A 19215-nucleotide genomic window follows, 5' to 3' on the forward strand; every position below is an offset into this window, starting at 1 on the left:
CTGTCACCGTTGATGGCATCCCTGAAGGCGGTGTACTTCGCTATGATGGTAACGAAGTGTTAGAAGCGCAAGATAACGGGTTAACCAGCTATGCAGATACCGAAGTCACGGTAACCTTTGAAGGTGAGGGCGCTGGATTCAGGAATTCAGTGGGCTACTACAAGGTTGATGAAGAAGGCAATATTACAGGTGTAGATCTTGTTTATGAAAATGCCTCTCAGATACGTGGCGGTGGCGACTTACGCCCAGGTGAAACTCAATTCAGCTTTGATATTGAACAAGGTGAAAGTTTTAACCTGTTCGTTATCCCAAATGGCTTTAGGAAGAATGACTTTGATGATCTAGGTGAAGGCCATTATGAATTCCGCGATAACGAAGGTAATCCTGCGACGATGGATTCAACGGATCCTCAGCTTGTGTTCATTGGTGATGATGGCAGTGAAACAGTGATTCGTAGCCAGTTTGGTGATGCGGTGTTCCATGGTGGTAGTAGTGCTCACCTTAACCAAGACAACTTCCAGCATACTCGTACTTCGATGAATCAAGATGGGGAGATTGTTTACGGTATAGAAGATTTGCTGGGCGGTGGAGACCGAGATTTTGATGACTTCATGTTTACCATCGATATGGGTGAGGTGAACAGCACTATTTATAGTGGTGAAATAATATCGGATGGTGAAACTCCAATTGTATTGCCTACCGTAGCCCTTGAAGACACTATTAGCCTTCAGCTGCCCGATGACTTTAATGATGAATTTGATATTGTCGTTGAAGCAACAGCCAGAGAACTATCAAACGATGACGAGGCCAGTGTTTCACAAACTATCCATGTAGACGCGAGGGAGTTTGCACCGGAAACGTCCGGGCCTGCTTCGGCCAATACCGCCGAAGACAACTCAGTGACGGTTAACCAAGCAGAATTGCTAGCCAATGCGTCAGATGCTGATGGTGATAACCTTGTTGCTCAAAATCTGGCGTCAGATAATCCCGATGTTGATATTCGAGATAATGGCGATGGTACCTTTACCATTACGCCGCCACAGGATTTCCATGGTGATCTTGCATTGTCATACGACATCACCGATGGTGAATTTACAACCCCATCCCAGTTAGATTTAACGGTTACTCCGGTTAACGATGCACCGGAAGCGGGCGATCATATCGAAGCCACCATGGATGAAGATGGTGAGCTGACCCTAACCCAAGATGACTTACTGGCAAATGTTACCGATATTGACGGTGACGATTTAACTGCTAGCAATCTTACTTCGGCTAATCCGGATGTGGAGATCACGCCAAACCCCGATGGCAGCTTCACCATTTCCACGCCAGAGAACTTTAACGGTGACTTAGCGCTCAGCTTTGACATCTCGGATGGTGAAGAGATCGTATCCAGTGGTGTTGATTTAACGGTCACTCCGGTTAATGATGGTCCTGAAGCCGGTGCGCCTGTAGAAGCGGTGATGGATGAGGATGGTACCTTACGCTTCACTCAGGATGATTTGCTAGTACATGCCACCGATATTGATGGCGATGAATTAACGGCAAGCAATCTCACCTCGGCTAACCCGGATGTGGAAATTACGCCAAACCCGGATGGCAGTTTTGATGTAACGCCACCAGAGAATTTTAATGGCTCTTTGGATTTGAACTTCGATATATTTGATGGCACAGAAACTGTTCAAAGCACCGTTGATGTAACCGTCAACCCGGTTAACGATGCGCCTGATGCTGGCGATGAGATATTCCTAACAGCGCAAGAAGATACAATTGTTGGCGTATCAATGCGTGAAGAGCCAATGATTCGCCTCGATCAAGAACCTGAATTTGGTTCAATTGAAGCCTTTATTGATGATGAGTGGGTAATCATGCAAGTTGGGGATGAGGTGGCGCATGACACCGAGATCCGCTGCGTGCCTGATGAAGATGCGGTTCAGGCCGTTACTCACGACAGCATGATTGGTACCTTTGACGATAATGCCAAACTTGATGACTGGGGAGAGGCGGTTGACAGTCATACCCGTCAGTTTACTGATGGTGATCTTACGGTAACCACCTCCAGCAATGATGGCCCGCTAGGTGCTTGGAACGGCAATACACATATTGGTCATGGTATTGGTGATAGTGACCGTAATGGCCTAAGTGGAGATGAAAAGCTAACAGTCGAAATTGATGGTGAAAACATAAACCAAATTAGCTTCACCTTGGATGGGCTAGGTGGCTGGTTTATGGAGTCTTCAAAACACTTTACGGAAGTCGAAATTAAGGCCTTTAATGCCGAAGGTGAAGTGATTGATTCGGAAACCTACCACAAAGACGATCCTAACAGTTATGTGACGACTTATACCCTGACTGCCGATGAACCTGTGGCGCGCTTTGAGCTAGGAACGATTCAAGGCAATGGTACTTATGTTGTACAAAACATGACAGTGTCACAAGTTGCACCAGACTCCGCTGTCTTTACTTCTATTGATGTTGATGGTTCGGAAATGACCGAAGAGGTTGTCTTCCACCATCAAGAAAATCAAGCGAATGAGCCTATTGAGCTATCGGCACAGTTATCAGAAGCTTACTCACAATCAGAAAGTTCGACGCAGTTTGCACCTGTGGTCATTACTGAGCAGCAGCTGCTTGAGCAAGCATCAGACATTGATAGCTTGGATCTCGACATCATTGATCTGACGTTGGTCGGTAATGATGCAACCTTACAAGACAATGGTGACGGTACTTACAGCGTTATTCCCAATGAAGACTATAACGGCACTGTTGAACTGACTTATAAGGTCACTGATGGTGAATTGATTTCAGAAAACAGTATTTTCATTGATTTTGAAGCCGTGAACGACGCACCGGAAGTCCAGCAGCCGCTCGCGGCTGAGGTCAATGAAGATCAGGAGCTAGTTCTTCATCCTGATTTCTTGTTGAGCCAGGTGACGGATATCGAAGGTGACGAGCTGTCACTGGTTGGCCTTGAGATAAAAGCGCCACTGGGGGGGACGTTAACGCCGAATCAAGACGGTAGCTATTCATTTGCACCACCGCCAGATTTCAACGGTATGGTTGAGCTAACCTACAGCGTGACAGATGGCGAACATACTGTCGAAGGGACGGTGAATGTAGATGTTATTCCTGTTAATGACGCGCCGTTTGCAACCGGCAATGCATCGCTGACTACGTTAGAGGACGAAGGCGTCACTTTCACATCCGAATCACTTCTTGGCTTGTTCGATGATATTGATAGCGAAACAGTGTCAATATCACGAGTACTGACCGCCGACGGTGAAGAAGCGCAAGGCGAGGTGGTTGATAACCAAGATGGTACTTGGACCTTTGTGCCTGCTGATGACTTTGCTGGCAGCATTGCAATGACGGTCGAGGTCACGGATGGGCAGGCAACTTACGAAACATCAATGCCTGTTTATGTTCGCCCGGTCGCTGATGGCGCCATGATCACGACTGAAAATGATGGCCCATTGTTGATTACGGAAGATGGTAGCGGAATTTTAGATCTGAATATCACCATGGTGGATGATTCAGAATCGATGACAGCATTGGTAATGTCAGGTTATCCGGTAGGCTTCATTGTCAGTGATGGTGTTAATACGGTCGAGATCACCGAGGAAGGTCAGCAGATCAATTTAATGAACTGGGATGTTGATGTACTGGAAATTACACCACCGGCAAACTGGTCAGGAAACTTCTTCGTCACAGTAACGGCGACAACAGTTGATTACGGTGACGAAATTTCAAATATGCCAGCGGCCGAGGCAACCATTGTTGATGAGGCAGTTCAAGGTGAAGCTAATGAGGTGATCGAGCTAACCGCTGATGAATTGTTATCGCTTTCGGAATTGGAAGTTGAAGGCAATGACTTCACTATCGAGCACCTTAACCTTGTCGATTCGAGCCAAGGCGAAATCGACATTGACCAAGATGGTAATGTGACTTTCACTCCGGCCCCTGATTTTACCGGGCAAGTGCATGTTACCTTCCAAGTTGTTGATGCCGAGGGGAATGCGCAGGATGCGGGTATCACCCTTGGCGTTGAATCCACGCAACAAAGTGATAATGCCGTGCCGCAAAGTACACAAGCGCTTGTTCATGAGATGACGGAAGATGGGACTCTGAACTTTAGTGACGCTGATTTACTTTCCAATATCACGGATGCAGATGGTGATGACTTAACCGTAAGCCAAGTACAAATCACCCAAGGGGAAGGTGTACTGACTGCTGAGAATGGCACTTATAGTTTCATACCTGAACCCGGCTGGCATGGGGAAGCCGAGATTAGTTACAGTGTGAATGATGGTACAGATACTGTATTGCAGGCGATGACTGTAACCGTTGAAGAAGCATACCCTGATAATGCGGTAACCCTTACCACGGAAACACTGCTACAAAGTTGGCCGGAGGCTGATCGCGACAGTTTAGATGTTTCAAATGTTATGGTGGATGAAGGTGAAGGGCGAATTGTTGAAGAAGACAGTGAGACCTGGACTTTCATTCCCGATGAAGGATGGAGCGGTGATGCCAGTGTTTCTTATGATGTGAATGACGGTGAAGCCAGTGTACCGGGTTTATATCAGTTCACTGTTGAAGAGTCGCAAGAGAGTACTGAGCCTGCTCAGGCTTTTGCTGCGGATTCCAACGGAACGGTGAACTTTACGGATACTGATATTCTGAACCAAGCAGGGATAGATGATCATGACGGTATCACAATTAGCGAAGTGAGTTATGACGGTGATGACGGTATGTTGTTTGATAATCCAGATGGTAGCTATAGCTTCTGGCCAAACGATGATGCCGATAGTGAAATAGCCCTCAATGTGAGTTATAGCGTGGATGGTGAGCCTGAACAGCAAGCTGTTGTGTCCTTCTTCCTAGAGGAGGCGGGAGATCAGAACGTGCAGGAGATTGAACAGGAAGACATCGCGATTGAATCTGCAGAGGCTGATTATTATGGTGTGCCGGGCGATAGCTTGGAAATCCCAATCCCGGACGCGATCACTGATAACCCTGATCTTGATGTCGTTGTGATTTCAGGACTTGAAGAGGGGGTGAGCGTTGATTCGGCGCTAGATAATGGCGATGGTAGCTATACGGTAAGTGGCGATGATAGCTTCACGTTGGTTGCCGATGAAAACTTCAGTGGTAGCCTCGATATCACTATGACCGGCTATGACAATATGTATGAGCAAGTGGGTGATAGTGACACTGTCACCGTTAATTTTGATGACGATAATATTGGTAATACGTCGCCGCAAGCTAACGAGCAGCAGGATGATCAGCAGGGTGAAGAAACAGATTGGACGCAAGACAATGGCGGACAAGATGGCTTCGATCCGCTGATGGATGAAGGTGCAGGCGGTGACGATGATATGAATACTAACCAGCAAGAGGATATGAGCTTTGATGACAATAATTTCTAATTGCCAATAGCAACTCATAGTCTGTCACTCAACGACAAGGCCATAACCCGATGGGTTATGGCCTTCGATTTATTTGCTGTGAATAGGAGCAGCGCTTAGTGTTTGCGTGTCTTTCTGCGGGTTAAGCCTAGGCCTGCAACCGCAAGAGTTAAGACAGCCAATGTGCCCGGCTCTGGCACAGAGTTGGCAACGAAGACGAGTTTTTCAAAGCTTGTGCTGCTATTTAACCAAAGATTGTCACCACTTCGCCAGCCTCCAACACTAGAGTTAACCGTATGCCAACATAAGCGATCACGTTCATTCATACCTGCGGTATCACATGAATTTTTACTGACAGTATCCCCAATACCAGCAAAACCCCATGAATAATTTGGATTGTAATACCACTCAGCACCATTGGAGGTTGTTGTTACTCCACCTCCTGTGCCTGTTAATGTTGTTGCATCAAGTACGGTTGTCGCTGCTAACACATCTAGAATATTGTTACCTGTACGGCGTCCTGCCAGCATAATGTAGTCACTGTTTTGACAAGATGGATCCAGTGATGCGATACCGCCAGCATTGTTGTCTCGGTATCGGCGGGTATCACACAATGTCCAGCCCCAGTCATTCGTCACAGTACTGATATCGATATCATTCTGTGGACCAAAAGGCATGTAAACGGCATGCGCGGGAAGTGATATCACCGCACTGGCAGCTAGGGCCAATGATGCGGCTAGTGTACGAATGAGTGTTTTTGATGGTGAGTTAGAATGCTTCATCGAATTATTCCTTTTTAACTGCCCGATTAAGGCGACTACTTAACAGAAACGGCAATTTAATATTGCTGTGTAATCTGCTATCCCATATGTGCTTGGTTGAGTATTTGTCTTTTAATAACGAGCAACTATTGGGCCAGATTTTTTATTACTAAAATTCAATGAGTTAGTATGTGAGCTTTAGAGGTGTGTAAAACTTCCTGACAGCAATATGATGCATAAAGCCTAAAAACCCCAACCATGTGGTCAGGGTTTCGTTTATCACTCATATAATGGTTAGAAGTTTTAGGGTTTGAAAGAAAACACAGGCTTAGTTGCTTAGTCATGATTTCAGATTGAGCGCCCGTTTTTGTCGGCGTTTGATATTGGCACTGACTACAAAGTTATCGAATAGTGGTGCGAACAGATTAGCAAACAAGATAGCGAGCATAATGCCTTCGGGATAAGCGGGGTTAACCACGCGGATAAACACCGTCATGACTCCAATCAGGATCCCGTACGCCCATTTCCCTTTATCGGTAAACGCCGCAGAGACGGGGTCGGTTGCCATGAAAAACATACCGAAGGCAAAGCCACCCAGCACCAAGTGCCACCAAAACGGCATGGAGAACATTGGGTTAGAGTCGGATCCAATCATATTGAGCAGGGTCGATGTTGCTATCATTCCCACCATCACGCCGACAACAATTCGCCACGATGCCACGCCCATGAACAAGATCATCAAGCCGCCGAGAAGTAAAAACAGGGTGGAGACTTCACCTATTGAGCCAGGGATGTTACCGACAAAAGCGTCCATCCAGCTGATGGTTTCGCCTGTTGCATTATGAATTAACGCCGTTTGACCGTTTTCAGCCCATTGGCTGAGGGCGGTTGCGCCGGAGTAACCGTCGGCAGCGGTCCATACTAAGCCTCCGGAACTTTGTGCCGGATAGGCAAAGTAAAGGAAGGCACGGCCAGCCAATGCTGGGTTCAGGAAGTTCCGCCCGGTACCGCCAAAGATTTCTTTGGCTACCACAATACCAAACGTGATCCCCAAGGCTGCCTGCCAAAGTGGAATGGTTGGTGGCAAGATCAACGCAAACAGAATCGACGAAACAAAAAAGCCTTCGTTGATTTCATGCTTTCTGATGATCGCAAACAGTACCTCCCAAAAACCACCGACAATAAACACCGTAATATAAACCGGGAAGAAATAGACGGCGCCCAGCAGCATCTTACTGGCCCAGCTGGCTGACTCGGCCATGCTCCCACCAAGAGCAATGGTGGCAGAGTAATGCCAATTACTGTCAATAAGCGCTGTGATTTGCTCTGGTGTATAGAGCGAGTACAAGGCAACGATAGCTTGGTGGCCGACGTTGTACATTCCCCAAAACATGGCTGGGAATACGGCAAGCCATACCATGATCATGATCCGCTTCAGATCGATGCTATCGCGTACATGGGTTGTGCTTTTAGTCACTTGTCCCGGAGTGTAAAGCAGGGTGGCGAATGCCTCATAGAGCGGAAACCACTTTTGATATTTGCCACCTGGCTCAAAAGCGTGTTCGAGTTTTTCTAGTGTAGATTTAAGACTCATTCTTTAGCCCTCACGAATCCTAGTGAAGAAGCTCACCAGTACTACTGTTGTTACGGGCTGAGTGGTCATTGCGATTAGCAATAGTTTAAATATAAACCACTAACCCAAACTGGGCGAGTGGCAGAAAAGACCAGAGAAGAGGGCGAATACCATTATGAACTAATAGGAGGATCTTGCTACGGATCCAGCAGGATGAACCATACTGTTAATCAGCGCGTAGTTAATTATGTTAACAAACTCAGATTGGTATTCGCTTTTAGCTGGAACAACTAGGAGCTGCTATGAATGAATTAGCTGTTGATTTAGCTAGGTTTCAATTTGCATTTACTGTTTCCTTTCACATCATATTTCCCGCTTTTACGATTGGCTTAGCCAGTTATCTTGCCGTCCTTGAAGGTTTGTACCTTAAAACAGGCAAGCATAAATACATTGAGCTTTACCATTATTGGATAAAAATTTTTGCCATCAGTTTTGGTATGGGCGTGGTAAGTGGCATTGTGATGAGTTACCAGTTTGGTACCAATTGGAGTGTTTTTTCCGACAAAACCGGGCCGGTGCTGGGGCCATTAATGGGTTACGAGGTATTCACCGCGTTTTTCCTTGAAGCGGGCTTTCTTGGTGTGATGCTGTTTGGGATGAACCGGGTTGGTAAGAAGCTGCATTTTATGTCGACCGTGATTGTCGCGATAGGGACATTAATGTCGGCATTCTGGATCTTGTCGGTGAATAGCTGGATGCAAACACCCGCCGGGTACTCAATGAATGAGTTGGGCCAATACATTCCAGAAGACTGGTGGGCGGTGGTGTTTAACCCTTCGTTCCCATACCGATTGGTTCACATGGTGCTAGCGGCGTATCTAACCACGGCGTTTGTGGTGGGGGGCGTGGCTGCTTATCACTTGCTCCGCTCGCAGCAAAATCATTTGGCTCGAACCATGTTCTCCATGGCAATGTGGATGGCTGCGATTGTCACGCCAATACAAGTTGTCGTGGGTGACTTGCATGGGTTAAATACCCTTGAGCACCAGCCTGCCAAAATTGCCGCAATGGAAGGCCACTTTGAAACCCAGAAAGGGGCGCCACTTATTCTCTTTGGCCTACCGAATGAAGAAACCAAAGAAGTGGACTACAAAATTGCGATCCCGCATTTGGGCAGTGTGATCTTAAAGCATGAATGGAATGGGGAAGTGCTTGGGCTAGATGCATTCCCCGAAGAAGATCATCCGCCAGTTGGCATTGTATTCTGGAGCTTCCGCATCATGGTTGGCCTTGGTTTCTTAATGCTGGCGATTGGCCTTTATAGCTTGTGGTTGCGCAAGAAAGATGATCTTTATCACCACACCAACTTCCATCGATGTTGCGTCATCATGGCACCATCAGGGTTTGTCGCGTTGCTCTGTGGCTGGATAACCACCGAAGTAGGCCGTCAACCCTTTACCGTCTACGGATTGCTGCGTACCGCCGATTCGGTTTCACCTGTTGATGCCGCAGCGGTAAGTGTGTCTCTTGCTGCCTTTGTGGTTGTTTACTTTACTGTGTTTGGTGCAGGTATCTTCTACCTATTACGTTTGATGCGCAAGTCACCAACCAAGTATGAGAAACCACCTGAAGCCATTGTGCCGGTAGCCAGTGAGGGGGGGAGCGACAAAGAGTCGTTGTCTTCTTCGAACAAGTTAACCATGTAATTGCTTACACAAGGAGCCATCATGGATTACGCATTAATTTGGTACATATTGATTGCGATAGCCGTGTTCGCCTATGTCATTCTTGATGGATTCGATCTTGGCATCGGTATCCTGTTTATTTCTGGCGAATCGGTTAAAGAGCGTGACTTAATGATGAACAGTATCGCGCCAGTATGGGATGGTAATGAAACTTGGCTGGTGCTGGGCGGCGGTGGGTTGTTTGCCGTATTTCCACTCGCGTACGCGGTAGCAATGCCAGCGTTGTACGCGCCGCTCATTGTAATGTTGTTGGGACTTATCTTCAGAGGTGTGGCTTTCGAATACCGATTCAGAACGAAGCGAGGGCAGTTCTTGTGGGATAGCTCTTTCTTTATTGGTTCCCTGGCCGCGACCTTTAGCCAAGGTATGATATTGGGCACCTTGTTACAAGGCGTTGAAGTGGTTGATCGCCAATACAGTGGTGGTTGGTTTGATTGGTTTACGCCATTTAGTGTGTTCTGCGGCTTTGTGACAGTTGCGGCTTATACCTTGCTGGGGGCGTGTTGGTTACTGATTAAAATGCCAGACGGTTATCATCAACGCTTTTATCCGATCGCGAAGCGATGTGCGTTGATAATGGTAGTGATGGTCGGTATTTTGAGTTTATGGTTGCCACTGGGCAATGAAGTGATTGCCGACCGTTGGTTCTCGTTCCCGCAAGCCTTTTTGTTCTTGTTAATTCCCGGTTGCTCAGCTTACCTGGTGTATCTCTTGTTTAAAGATTTGATGGAGCACAAGCCCGTGCAGGCTTACTTGGTTAGCTTGGGGTTATTCTTCTTGGCATTTCTAGGGTTTGGTGTCAGCACTTATCCATACATTGTGCCGCACAGTTTGACCTATGCTGAAGCTGCTGCACCTGATACCAGTTTGAAATTTTTGTTGAGTGGGGCAGTGTTCCTATTACCGTTGATTATTGCTTACACCGCCTATTCATACTGGGTGTTCAGAGGCAAATTGAAAGAAGATGAGGGTTACCATTAATGATCAACCCATGCTTTAAACGTTGGTTTTGGTTTGCTGCATTGTATCTTGGCGGTATTGCGGTCGTGTCGTTGATTGCCGTCATTGTTCGTTGGGCGCTTAGCTGATGGCTACCAGGCTACTATACTCCAAGGGTAATTTACTTTACGTAGAGTAGAGGGATTGATTATGTCAGCACAAGATAAACTAGGTGGCTATGCAAGTGGGTTTAGCAGTCTCGATGCGAGTGCGATTGCTGCGAATGTAACCGCTGATTATAAGCTTCTGGATAAAAATGGTGTTGTGCATCAAAAGGGCGACTTACCGAGTTATATCGGTGAATTAAAAGCATTCGGTGATCAAATGATGATTACCGAAGTGATGGTTGATGGTGAAAAAGCCTGGTGTAAATGGCAGATTGGTGATGTTGTTGGTGCCGGGTTGATCAGCTTTGGCGAAGAGGGTGTCAGTCAGGAGCAATTATTCTTTTTTGAATAATCAAGATAGTTAGCTTTGGTTATTCATGACCGTTTTTTAGAAGCAGTATTCCCCTCACCCAAATAATTAGGGGGCGAAAATGAATTTCGCCCCCTGAAGTTTAATTTATTAAAAGCTTAAGCAATTAGCAGATATGTTTTTGCATTAGGCGAACTCACTCTGAGCTAATTCTTTTTTCTTCCCAGCGTATTGTTCAATTTCTGTCTCATTGTCTTCAACTTTAATTGCCGGAGGTTGTGCGCTAGCTACTTTCTGCTTGTCTCGACCCAGCATCAGCAGGCATGGGGTAAGAATCAATGTCAGCAGGGTTGCGAAGGCTAAACCACCGGCAACGGCGGTTGCCAACTGTGACCACCATTGGGTACTCGGTGCCCCGAACTCAATCTTACGGTTGATTAGGTCGATGTTCATTTCAAGCACCATTGGCATCAAGCCAAGAATCGTGGTGATGGTGGTAAGCAATACCGGACGCAAACGCTGGGCACCGGTTTGCATTATTGCTTCTACCTTGTCTAAACGTTGTTTTCGCAGTTGGTTAAAGGTGTCGATCAATACGATGTTGTTGTTGACCACGATACCGGCCAAGGCGATGACACCAATCCCTGACATGATGATGCCAAACGGACGTTGGAACACAAGCAAGCCAAGGAACACGCCAACAGTCGAGAAGAGCACGGCACTGAGGATCAACAATGCTTGGTAAAAGCTGTTGAACTGCGTGATCAGGATAAGTCCCATGACTGCTAGCGCAACCAAGAACGCCGACTTTAAGAAGGCGGAAGACTTGTTTTGATCTTCATTCTGACCGCGAACTTGCACCTGAGTACCTTTGGCGAACGTCATCTCTGCAATGGCGGCTTCAACTTCCGGTAACATCAGGCTTAGGTTGTACCCTTCAGCCATATCAGCCATGACTTCCAGTACGCGCTTACCGTTAATACGATTGATCGTGCTTTGTTTAGGGGCAGGGGAAATACTGGCAAAATTGGTGATAGGCACCATGCCGTACTGTGTTTTCACCCTCAGCTCATCGAAGCGCCCTACGTCCCGTTTATCATTGGGGTAGCGAACCAAAATATCGACTTCTTCATCGGTATCATCAGGCAAGAAATCACCCACTTTGAGGCCATTGGTAACAAACTGAACCGTATTACCGACCAAGGTGGCATCACCGCCAAAGCGGGCCGCATCATCACGGTTGATATTAATGGTCCAATCGATACCTTGTTTATCGGCGGAATCGGAAATATTGGTGAATGCTGCTTTGCTTTCTATCCAGTGTCGAATTTGGGCTGTTGCTTGCTCCATGTCTTGCGGGTTGATACCCGTTATTTCAATGACGAGATCGTGCTCACTTGGCGGCCCTGCTTGTGGGAACTTGAATTCCAGCTCAACGCCAGCAATATCAGCGGTTTTCTCTCGAAGCTCTGCAATGATCTCTTTAATTGGTCGGCGGTACTGCCAATCCATTGGGTTCAGCTGAATTTGACCGATTTGGTCATCGCCCCCTGTTCGGGTGTAGACACTCTTAATCCCTTCAGTACCAAACACACGCGACTCAATTTGCTTCATGAGCGCATCTTTTTCGTAGATAGAAAGATCGCCATGAGAGCGGGCTTTGATTGTAAAGTGTGGTGGGTCGACCTCAGGGAAGAAAACCACACCTAGTCCGGCTTTGCCATAAGCAAAGGCGACCAACACTGCCAAAACCAAGGCGCTGGCTAAAATTTTCAAAGGATGCTTAATTGCGATAGCAAGGCTACTTAAGTACAGCTTGGTTAGCCCGACCGCTTGATCAAATTGGCCGTTTTCAATGGCGATTTTACGTTGTTGTTCGGCTTTCGTTGTGTACTTTGGCTTGCCAAATACAGTCCCGAGCACGGGAACGAACACCAGTGCCATCAACAGCGAGGCCGTCAGGGTGGCAATCAAGGTAAGCGGCAAGTAGCGCATGAACTCACCCGTGGTATCGGGCCAAAATAGCAGAGGGGCAAAAGCGGCAAGGGTGGTGGCTGTTGAAGCCGTAATTGGCCATGCCATACGCTTGGCTGCTTCTTGGTAGGCTTGCTTGCGCGGAATGTTTTCCTGCATCCGGCGATCGGCAAACTCAGTAACGACAATGGCACCATCAACCAGCATACCGACTGCCATGATTAAGGCAAACAGCACGATGATATTGACGGTGAGCCCACTGATGGCCAGTACCAGTAACCCGGTTAGGAAAGATCCGGGGATTGAAATACCCACCAAAAATGCCGTACGTGAGCCAAGGATCGCGAGAATGACGATAACCACCAAGATGATTGCAGACAAGATATTGTTCTGCAGGTCATTAAGCATGGTTTTAACTTCTTTCGATTGGTCTAGCGTGTACTCAACCAAGAGGTTGTTAGGCCACTCTTCGCGTTTTTGCGCCTCGGTAATGACAGCTTTGACTATTTCTACTGCTTCAATGATGTTTTCACCGGCACGTTTTTTCACATCAAGTACCACGGCCGATTGACCATTGAGGCGGGCAAAACTTTCAGGATCCCGGTAGGCACGACGGATAGACGCTACATCGCCAAAGGTGACGACCTTATTGCCATCGACTTTGATAGGTAACTCCAGAATATCCTTTAGGGAGTTGAAGACAGAAGGCACCTTGACTGAAAAGCGACCGTAGCCACTGTCAATGAAACCAGCGGCAACCACGCGATTGTTGCGAGCAATCAGGTTAAACACATCTTCCTGATCGAGCCCGTAGCTTTCCATCAATAATGGTTCAACCAGCACCTCTACAACATCTTCTCGGTCGCCCGCAATATCCACTTCCAAGATTTGGCGGTAGCTTTCTAGCTTGTCTTGTAGCTCTCGGGCAATTTGGATGGTGGTGCGCTCGGGTACGGTACCGTACAACACCAAAGACAATACCGGCTCTTCACTGGCTAGGGTGATTTCATGGACAGTTGGCTCGTCACTGTCTTCAGGCAGTTTTACCTTGGCAATATCGACCGCTTCGCGTACATCGGTAAGGGCTTCATTGAGATCAGTACCCGCATTAAACTCCAGTACCACCGAGGCGTGGCCTTCGGAAGCCGTAGCCGTCATTTCCTTCACCCCTTCGATGGAGCGAAGCTCTTTTTCTAATGGCCGGACAAGCAAGCGCTCGGCATCTTCCGGACTAATGCCTTGGTGCGAGACTGACACATAGATGATAGGGATAGTGATATCTGGGTTGGATTCTTTAGGGATCTCCCGATAGGTCGCGATTCCGGCGAGAAGCACCAATATCAGTAATGTAATGATGGTTCGAGAGCGACTAATCGCAGCATCTATAATGGCTATCATTATTCACTCCCAAGCTGCTGTACCGCTTCAACGTTGTCACCATCGCGGACAAAACCTTGCCCGACTGTGATGATATTCACAGGAGAATCAAACCCGCCAAGCCAAACACCATCAGGTTCCACTTTAACCAGAGATATGGGGTGGAAGGCTACAGTATCTTGTGCAGCCAAGGTTTTGATACCGAGGTTTCCTGCTTCATCTAGTGCAAGCATAGATGGTGTGACTTTGATTGCAGGCTTGGTTTCCAGAATTAGCTCAACATCGGCACTGATACCGGCGGTAAGCGTCATATCAGGATTGGGAATTTCAATTTCGATTGGGTAAGTGTTGGTCTGTTCAGATGCAACCGACGCGCGATAGCGCAGCTCGCCTTGGGTACTAAAACCTGTGACCAAGTTAATGTCGGCAGGTTGATTGAGGTAAACCTTATCGATATGGCGTTCGCTGATATCGGCATTAATGACCAGAGGATCGAGATCGACAACGCTAGCAACAGGATCGCCCACGCCAAGGTAGTCACCTTGCTCAACGTGAAGGGTTTCGACAATGCCATCGAATGGGGCATAGATGACAGTATTGTCTAAGGCGATTTGAAGACTTCGTACATCGGCTTTCGCTTCAATTAAGGCGGCCTCGGCTTGGCTTAGTGCCACTTCACCTTGTAACCCACGCTTTCGGAGTGATTGTGCCGCCTTGAACTCTTGATCCCTCACTTTTAGCAGCGCCTTTGCGCGAAGCAATTGCAGCTCGCGGTCTGCCTTGGCAAGTTGAAGCAATGGCTGACCAGTTTTGGCTCGTTGGCCTTTGCGCACCAGCAGTTTCTCGACCGTACCGGAGACTTCAGCCCCAAGGGTAGCTTGGCGATCTGGGGCTGTTCGCCCGTATAGGGAAATAGTTCGGGTAACCGGTTGGGGCGTAAATTGCTCGACGATCACTTTTGCTAATGGTGGGGTGATATTGGCTGGTTTAGCTTCGGCTTGTTGACCAGCTGGCTCATCTGCTGATGGGGCTGAGGGGAGATAACCGCTAAAGAGCCATAGCGACAGCAGTGCCAAAATGAACAGTGAGATAATCCATGGGCGTTTTGATAATGCTTGTTTTATTGAAGCCATCGGTCACTTCCTTGTGAGCACAATTAAAAAGGCGAAGTCTTTATTGATACGAACTTTATAGATAACTTGGATTTACATGTTATCAAAAAGTTGTACTGATGTAGGTGATACAGGTAGCTAATAATGATATGGGTCGCATTTCGTTGAGTCGATTCGACCAAAGCCGATTGATTCAGCTTATTGGCTTAACCACTCCATCAAAGTTGTCGCTGTACACAGAGAGTTTTATTTTCTGATGACCGTCCATGAACCAACGTATTCTCATTTCAATTTCCACTGTTAGCGGCTCCAAGTCGTTGCAACTTAGTAAACGCACGCAACAATTTCTACGTTGGTCAGGATACGGATTGCTGGTGGCAGTGTTGGCCGTGGCAGGCAGCATCTTGTATTTACTTCATGATCGCGCTTCTGCGCGGGGAATACAAGCAGAATTGGAAGTTCGTTCAGGTAACCTTGAACAGCAACTATCGTCGTTGCAATCGCTAAAGGCGGATTTAGAGCAGGATTTGGATGAACGGGAATCTCGCTTAGCGCAAGTGTCAGACCGATTATTGGATATCGAAAACGTGCTGGGCGTGCATGGTGATGGCGAAGCACCTATCGAGGCAAGGCTAGATCTCGCCGCGGTGAACTCTGCGGTTAGGCACATGGTATTAGAGCAGGTACCCAATGGCTCACCAGTAAAAAACGCCCGCCAATCATCCCAGTTTGGCTTTCGAACCCATCCAGTTACAGGCAGACGGAAAATGCACCGGGGGCTCGACTTTGCCGTCAACACCGGCACGCCAATTTATGCCCCAGCCGATGGGGTGGTTGAAGTGATCAGGCCAAGTAAAAGTGGTTCAGGTAACTTCCTTAAAATCGAACATGCTTTTGGTTTTTCCTCGTCATATTCGCATTTGCAAAAGTTTGTTGTGCGCAGTGGGGACTTCGTGAATAAACACGATCTTATTGCGTACTCGGGAAACACGGGGTTGTCATCAGGCCCCCACCTTCATTACGAGATCCGGTTCATCGGGCGTGCGCTAGACCCGCGACCGTTTGTCGATTGGAATAGTGATAATTTCGAATCAATTTTTGAACAAGAGAGAATAGTAAAATGGGCTTCTTTAATAAACAAAGTGCAGCAACGGGTGAGCTTGCAACTACAACTATCATCGCACAAGGATGCAACATCAAAGGCGAGCTCAAGCTAGAGTGCGATATTCAAGTTGATGGCTGCATTGAAGGCAAAATTCGGTTAGAGAAACTATTGGTGGTGAGCCAATCAGGCCGTATCGAAGGAGAGGTGTTTGCCGACAAAATGATAGTGGGCGGTATCATCAAAGGTAAGTGCTATGCCAACACCATCGAGATTTTAGAAAACGGCAAGATCGAAGGGGATATCTACTGCGATGATCTCAGCATTGCTCGCGGCGGTAAATTCCTAGGCAGCACCCACCCGGAGCAAAAAGAGCAAGTTGTTGAACTAAAACAGGATAAGAAGCCAGAAAAGAAAGAAGAATCGAACAAAGCGATCCCGAAGAAAGCGACAGCAGCCAATGCATGATAGAGGTTAGTTTGTGTGCAACCTGCCAGTTTGGTTTTGTGATATAGCTGAAGTTGGCAGGTTGCATTAAATAAATAGGTTCTGCTCTGTAGTAGGTTTCGAATAGTCGCATTAGTACCTTGATTCTATGTTGCCACTCCCTTACCCTGGCAATCCTTATTTTCCTGGTGGCATGGGGTAATTATCGCCGATCATGCAAATCAGGCTGCCTAGCAAAGCTTGGTCATAACGTATTGTTCCTTTCGCATCAGAGCTCTCTAAGCTCACTTCACCATCAACAATGTGATTAATTTCTTGTGCAACCTCTAGTGGAACTAGCCAAATACAAGCAGCTAGAGAGCATGAGGATGAAGTCGTTTGACAACCTGTGGGGGAGCTTCCTCGTACCCATGCACTGTTCGTTTCTTTTAGGAGTAGCTGTGTGGCAATGTATTGTGGGTGGCTGATATATTGCTCGCCGCCGATCCAAGTATCATCATATGGTAAATAAGGACCACGCCAAGTCTTCAAACCAGGGTTAGCGATCAGATTATTGATATTCAAGTAACCAAATTCAGGCTCAGTATCTGAAGTGATTGGGGGAAGAGCACCGTTGTCGAGATAATATTGTCTAGCGGCATCTAATACTGTCTCTAGATCGTTTAGAACTGCTTGTACTTGATCGGCTTGTGAAGGTTTGTCTGTAAATTGATGGTATGCAATCGTGCTACCAACGATTGCTGTTAACCCTAATAAGATAGTTTTCCATTTCTTAGTGTACGAAAAAAACTTCAATGTATAACCTATATTCTTCAGCGCGTTGTTTTCTATAACCTTAAACTTATCCAACGAGAAAGCCTATATCAGATTACTTTAAAACCAAAAATTCAGCTGCCGAGAGAATAATTTTGCGGTTAAAGTGACGGCCTTTGAAGTTTGGCATACCATGGCTCCGTAAGTATCCAAAGCTCGAGTGCTTGAGTGTACAAACGTTGCAACGGAGCTTGTTTTTTGCGGTTGTATTTATTGTTAAAAGTTTTGGGCGGTATTGGTGTAATTGTTGGATTTGTGGTTGATATTTTAACATTGTTATAATATAACAATGTTGTTTTCTGTGATTCATTCTGATACCGGGAAGGTGTATGGCGTCTAAAGCAATAACAAAATGTATTAGCTTGTTGATGCTATTCATCCTCGCAATTGGAATGACTTCATCTGTCATAGGTGAATTTCGGTCTCATAGTATGCCTTTACTATCCACATTCGATAGTGAGCACTCCCATGAATCAAATCATACCCATACCATCGATGATAAGTACTCGTTTTATCATGATGCAAGTAATCATAACCATGTATATGACAATGTGAGTTTTAAGGAAAATCATTACTTTTCCTTGGAAAGGCTATTGAGCACCAGCTATGATAAGCAAGAAAGTGGATCACCTCGCCATAAACCTTTCACAATCGAACGTCCCCCAAAAGCCTTGTTATTTAGTTGATAAGTGTCGCAATGAGCGGCTAATAAATATCTTTATAAATACTTGGTAATAAAATGAATTTACTCGATTTACATTGAATAAGAAGGTTACCTTCTTATTTAGCTTCGTGGCTTAGTCAATGGATACTTTATCTCATACTAGGTTTGCTCACATTCATAAGTACAGATGCTTTTGCTCACGCAGTGGCGCAAGGTGATAAAGGGTACATACAAGAAATTACAGGCACCAATATTGTTGCTTTTATGTATTTAGGGGCAAAACATATGGTGACAGGATATGATCATATTTTGTTTCTGTTTGGTGTGATCTTCTTTCTATACAAAATGAAGCATATTGCTCTGTATGTGAGCCTTTTTGCTCTGGGGCATTCGTCTACTATGCTGCTTGGGGTGTACTTTAATATAGGTATCAACAGCTACATTATTGATGCGATTATTGGGTTATCTGTCGTATATAAAGCAATGGATAACTTAGGCGCATTTCAGCGCTGGTTCGGTGTGCAACCCAATACAAAACTAGCAACCTTGCTGTTTGGGTTCTGTCATGGTTTTGGGCTATCGTCTAAAATCATCGAATATGATATCTCTCCTGATGGGTTAGTTCCTAATCTATTAGCGTTCAACATTGGTGTCGAAATTGGGCAACTAATTGCACTTGGCACTATTTTGATTGTAATGGGCTTCTGGCGGCGACATACCAGTTTTTATCGTCAAGCCTATTCAGTCAATGTCGTTATGATGAGCTTAGGTTTCATGCTCATTGGTTATCAGTTAACGGGCTATGTTGTCGCTCAATAATCAA

At 46.4% G+C, this 19215-nt stretch carries 11 protein-coding genes and 2 pseudogenes; 8 read left to right on the forward strand and 5 right to left on the reverse strand.

What is annotated here, in order from left to right; translation table 11 throughout:
• Positions 1-833: 833 nt before the first annotated feature.
• Both C9I98_RS27140 and C9I98_RS27145 read left to right on the forward strand, forming a co-directional pair.
• Positions 834-3446, forward strand: a pseudogene (locus tag C9I98_RS27140) (cadherin-like domain-containing protein); the annotation flags it as partial.
• 345 nt (positions 3447-3791) lie between these two features.
• Positions 3792-5429: pseudogene (locus C9I98_RS27145) on the forward strand (cadherin-like domain-containing protein); the annotation flags it as partial.
• 95 nt (positions 5430-5524) lie between these two features.
• Here C9I98_RS27145 and C9I98_RS17730 read toward each other — a convergent pair.
• Entirely contained in the window at positions 5525-6190 is a 666-nt protein-coding gene (locus C9I98_RS17730) for a PEP-CTERM sorting domain-containing protein (RefSeq protein WP_036817803.1), read from the reverse strand.
• A gap of 319 nt (positions 6191-6509) precedes the next feature.
• A complete protein-coding gene (locus tag C9I98_RS17735; protein ID WP_036817801.1) occupies positions 6510-7763 on the reverse strand; it encodes an NADH:ubiquinone reductase (Na(+)-transporting) subunit B in 1254 nt (417 codons plus the stop codon).
• A gap of 281 nt (positions 7764-8044) precedes the next feature.
• On the opposite strand from C9I98_RS17735, the gene C9I98_RS17740 reads away from it, so the two are divergent.
• The 3 genes from C9I98_RS17740 (at position 8045) to C9I98_RS17750 (ending at position 10945) form a co-directional block, all read left to right on the forward strand.
• Positions 8045-9448, forward strand: coding sequence for a cytochrome ubiquinol oxidase subunit I (locus C9I98_RS17740; protein ID WP_107272284.1), 1404 nt, complete (start codon positions 8045-8047; stop codon positions 9446-9448).
• 21 nt (positions 9449-9469) lie between these two features.
• Positions 9470-10468, forward strand: coding sequence for a cytochrome d ubiquinol oxidase subunit II (cydB, locus tag C9I98_RS17745; protein WP_036816657.1), 999 nt, complete (start codon positions 9470-9472; stop codon positions 10466-10468).
• 168 nt (positions 10469-10636) lie between these two features.
• The gene (locus C9I98_RS17750; protein WP_036816658.1) at positions 10637-10945 is read left to right on the forward strand and encodes a hypothetical protein; all 309 of its coding nucleotides are present in this window, start codon (positions 10637-10639) and stop codon (positions 10943-10945) included.
• Between the two features lie 144 nt (positions 10946-11089).
• Here C9I98_RS17750 and C9I98_RS17755 read toward each other — a convergent pair whose 3' ends face one another.
• Positions 11090-14275, reverse strand: coding sequence for an efflux RND transporter permease subunit (locus tag C9I98_RS17755; protein ID WP_051901815.1), 3186 nt, complete (start codon positions 14273-14275; stop codon positions 11090-11092).
• Positions 14275-15387 (reverse strand): efflux RND transporter periplasmic adaptor subunit, encoded by a 1113-nt coding sequence (locus tag C9I98_RS17760; protein WP_036816660.1) that lies wholly within the window; start codon positions 15385-15387, stop codon positions 14275-14277. The genes C9I98_RS17755 and C9I98_RS17760 overlap by 1 nt, the downstream gene beginning before the upstream one ends.
• 245 nt (positions 15388-15632) lie before the next feature.
• Between C9I98_RS17760 and C9I98_RS17765 the strand changes: the two genes are divergently transcribed.
• The gene (locus tag C9I98_RS17765; RefSeq protein ID WP_036816662.1) at positions 15633-16583 is read left to right on the forward strand and encodes a M23 family metallopeptidase; all 951 of its coding nucleotides are present in this window, start codon (positions 15633-15635) and stop codon (positions 16581-16583) included.
• Positions 16487-16936 (forward strand): bactofilin family protein, encoded by a 450-nt coding sequence (locus C9I98_RS17770; RefSeq protein ID WP_081878817.1) that lies wholly within the window; start codon positions 16487-16489, stop codon positions 16934-16936. The genes C9I98_RS17765 and C9I98_RS17770 overlap by 97 nt, the downstream gene beginning before the upstream one ends.
• 156 nt (positions 16937-17092) lie before the next feature.
• On the opposite strand, the gene C9I98_RS17775 is transcribed toward C9I98_RS17770, so the two are convergent.
• Positions 17093-17764: a type II secretion system protein gene (locus C9I98_RS17775; RefSeq protein WP_420848063.1), complete on the reverse strand. Its 672-nt coding sequence runs from the start codon at positions 17762-17764 to the stop codon at positions 17093-17095.
• 832 nt (positions 17765-18596) lie between these two features.
• Here C9I98_RS17775 and C9I98_RS17785 point away from each other — a divergent pair.
• Positions 18597-19211, forward strand: coding sequence for a HupE/UreJ family protein (locus C9I98_RS17785; protein ID WP_425440729.1), 615 nt, complete (start codon positions 18597-18599; stop codon positions 19209-19211).
• The last annotated feature ends 4 nt before the right edge of the window (positions 19212-19215 follow it).

Source organism: Photobacterium sanctipauli (assembly GCF_003026495.1).
Lineage (GTDB): Bacteria > Pseudomonadota > Gammaproteobacteria > Enterobacterales > Vibrionaceae > Photobacterium > Photobacterium sanctipauli.

Bases quoted from the DNA above. Each gene is read 5' to 3' on its own strand.
- C9I98_RS17760 (WP_036816660.1), bottom strand. From the start codon at position 15,387: ATGGCTTCAATAAAACAAGCATTATCAAAACGCCCATGGATTATCTCA.
- C9I98_RS17730 (WP_036817803.1), bottom strand. From the start codon at position 6,190: ATGAAGCATTCTAACTCACCATCAAAAACACTCATTCGTACACTAGCC.
- C9I98_RS17755 (WP_051901815.1), bottom strand. From the start codon at position 14,275: ATGATAGCCATTATAGATGCTGCGATTAGTCGCTCTCGAACCATCATT.
- C9I98_RS17765 (WP_036816662.1), top strand. From the start codon at position 15,633: ATGAACCAACGTATTCTCATTTCAATTTCCACTGTTAGCGGCTCCAAG.
- C9I98_RS17770 (WP_081878817.1), top strand. From the start codon at position 16,487: ATGGGCTTCTTTAATAAACAAAGTGCAGCAACGGGTGAGCTTGCAACT.
- C9I98_RS17750 (WP_036816658.1), top strand. From the start codon at position 10,637: ATGTCAGCACAAGATAAACTAGGTGGCTATGCAAGTGGGTTTAGCAGT.
- cydB (WP_036816657.1), top strand. From the start codon at position 9,470: ATGGATTACGCATTAATTTGGTACATATTGATTGCGATAGCCGTGTTC.
- C9I98_RS17735 (WP_036817801.1), bottom strand. From the start codon at position 7,763: ATGAGTCTTAAATCTACACTAGAAAAACTCGAACACGCTTTTGAGCCA.
- C9I98_RS17740 (WP_107272284.1), top strand. From the start codon at position 8,045: ATGAATGAATTAGCTGTTGATTTAGCTAGGTTTCAATTTGCATTTACT.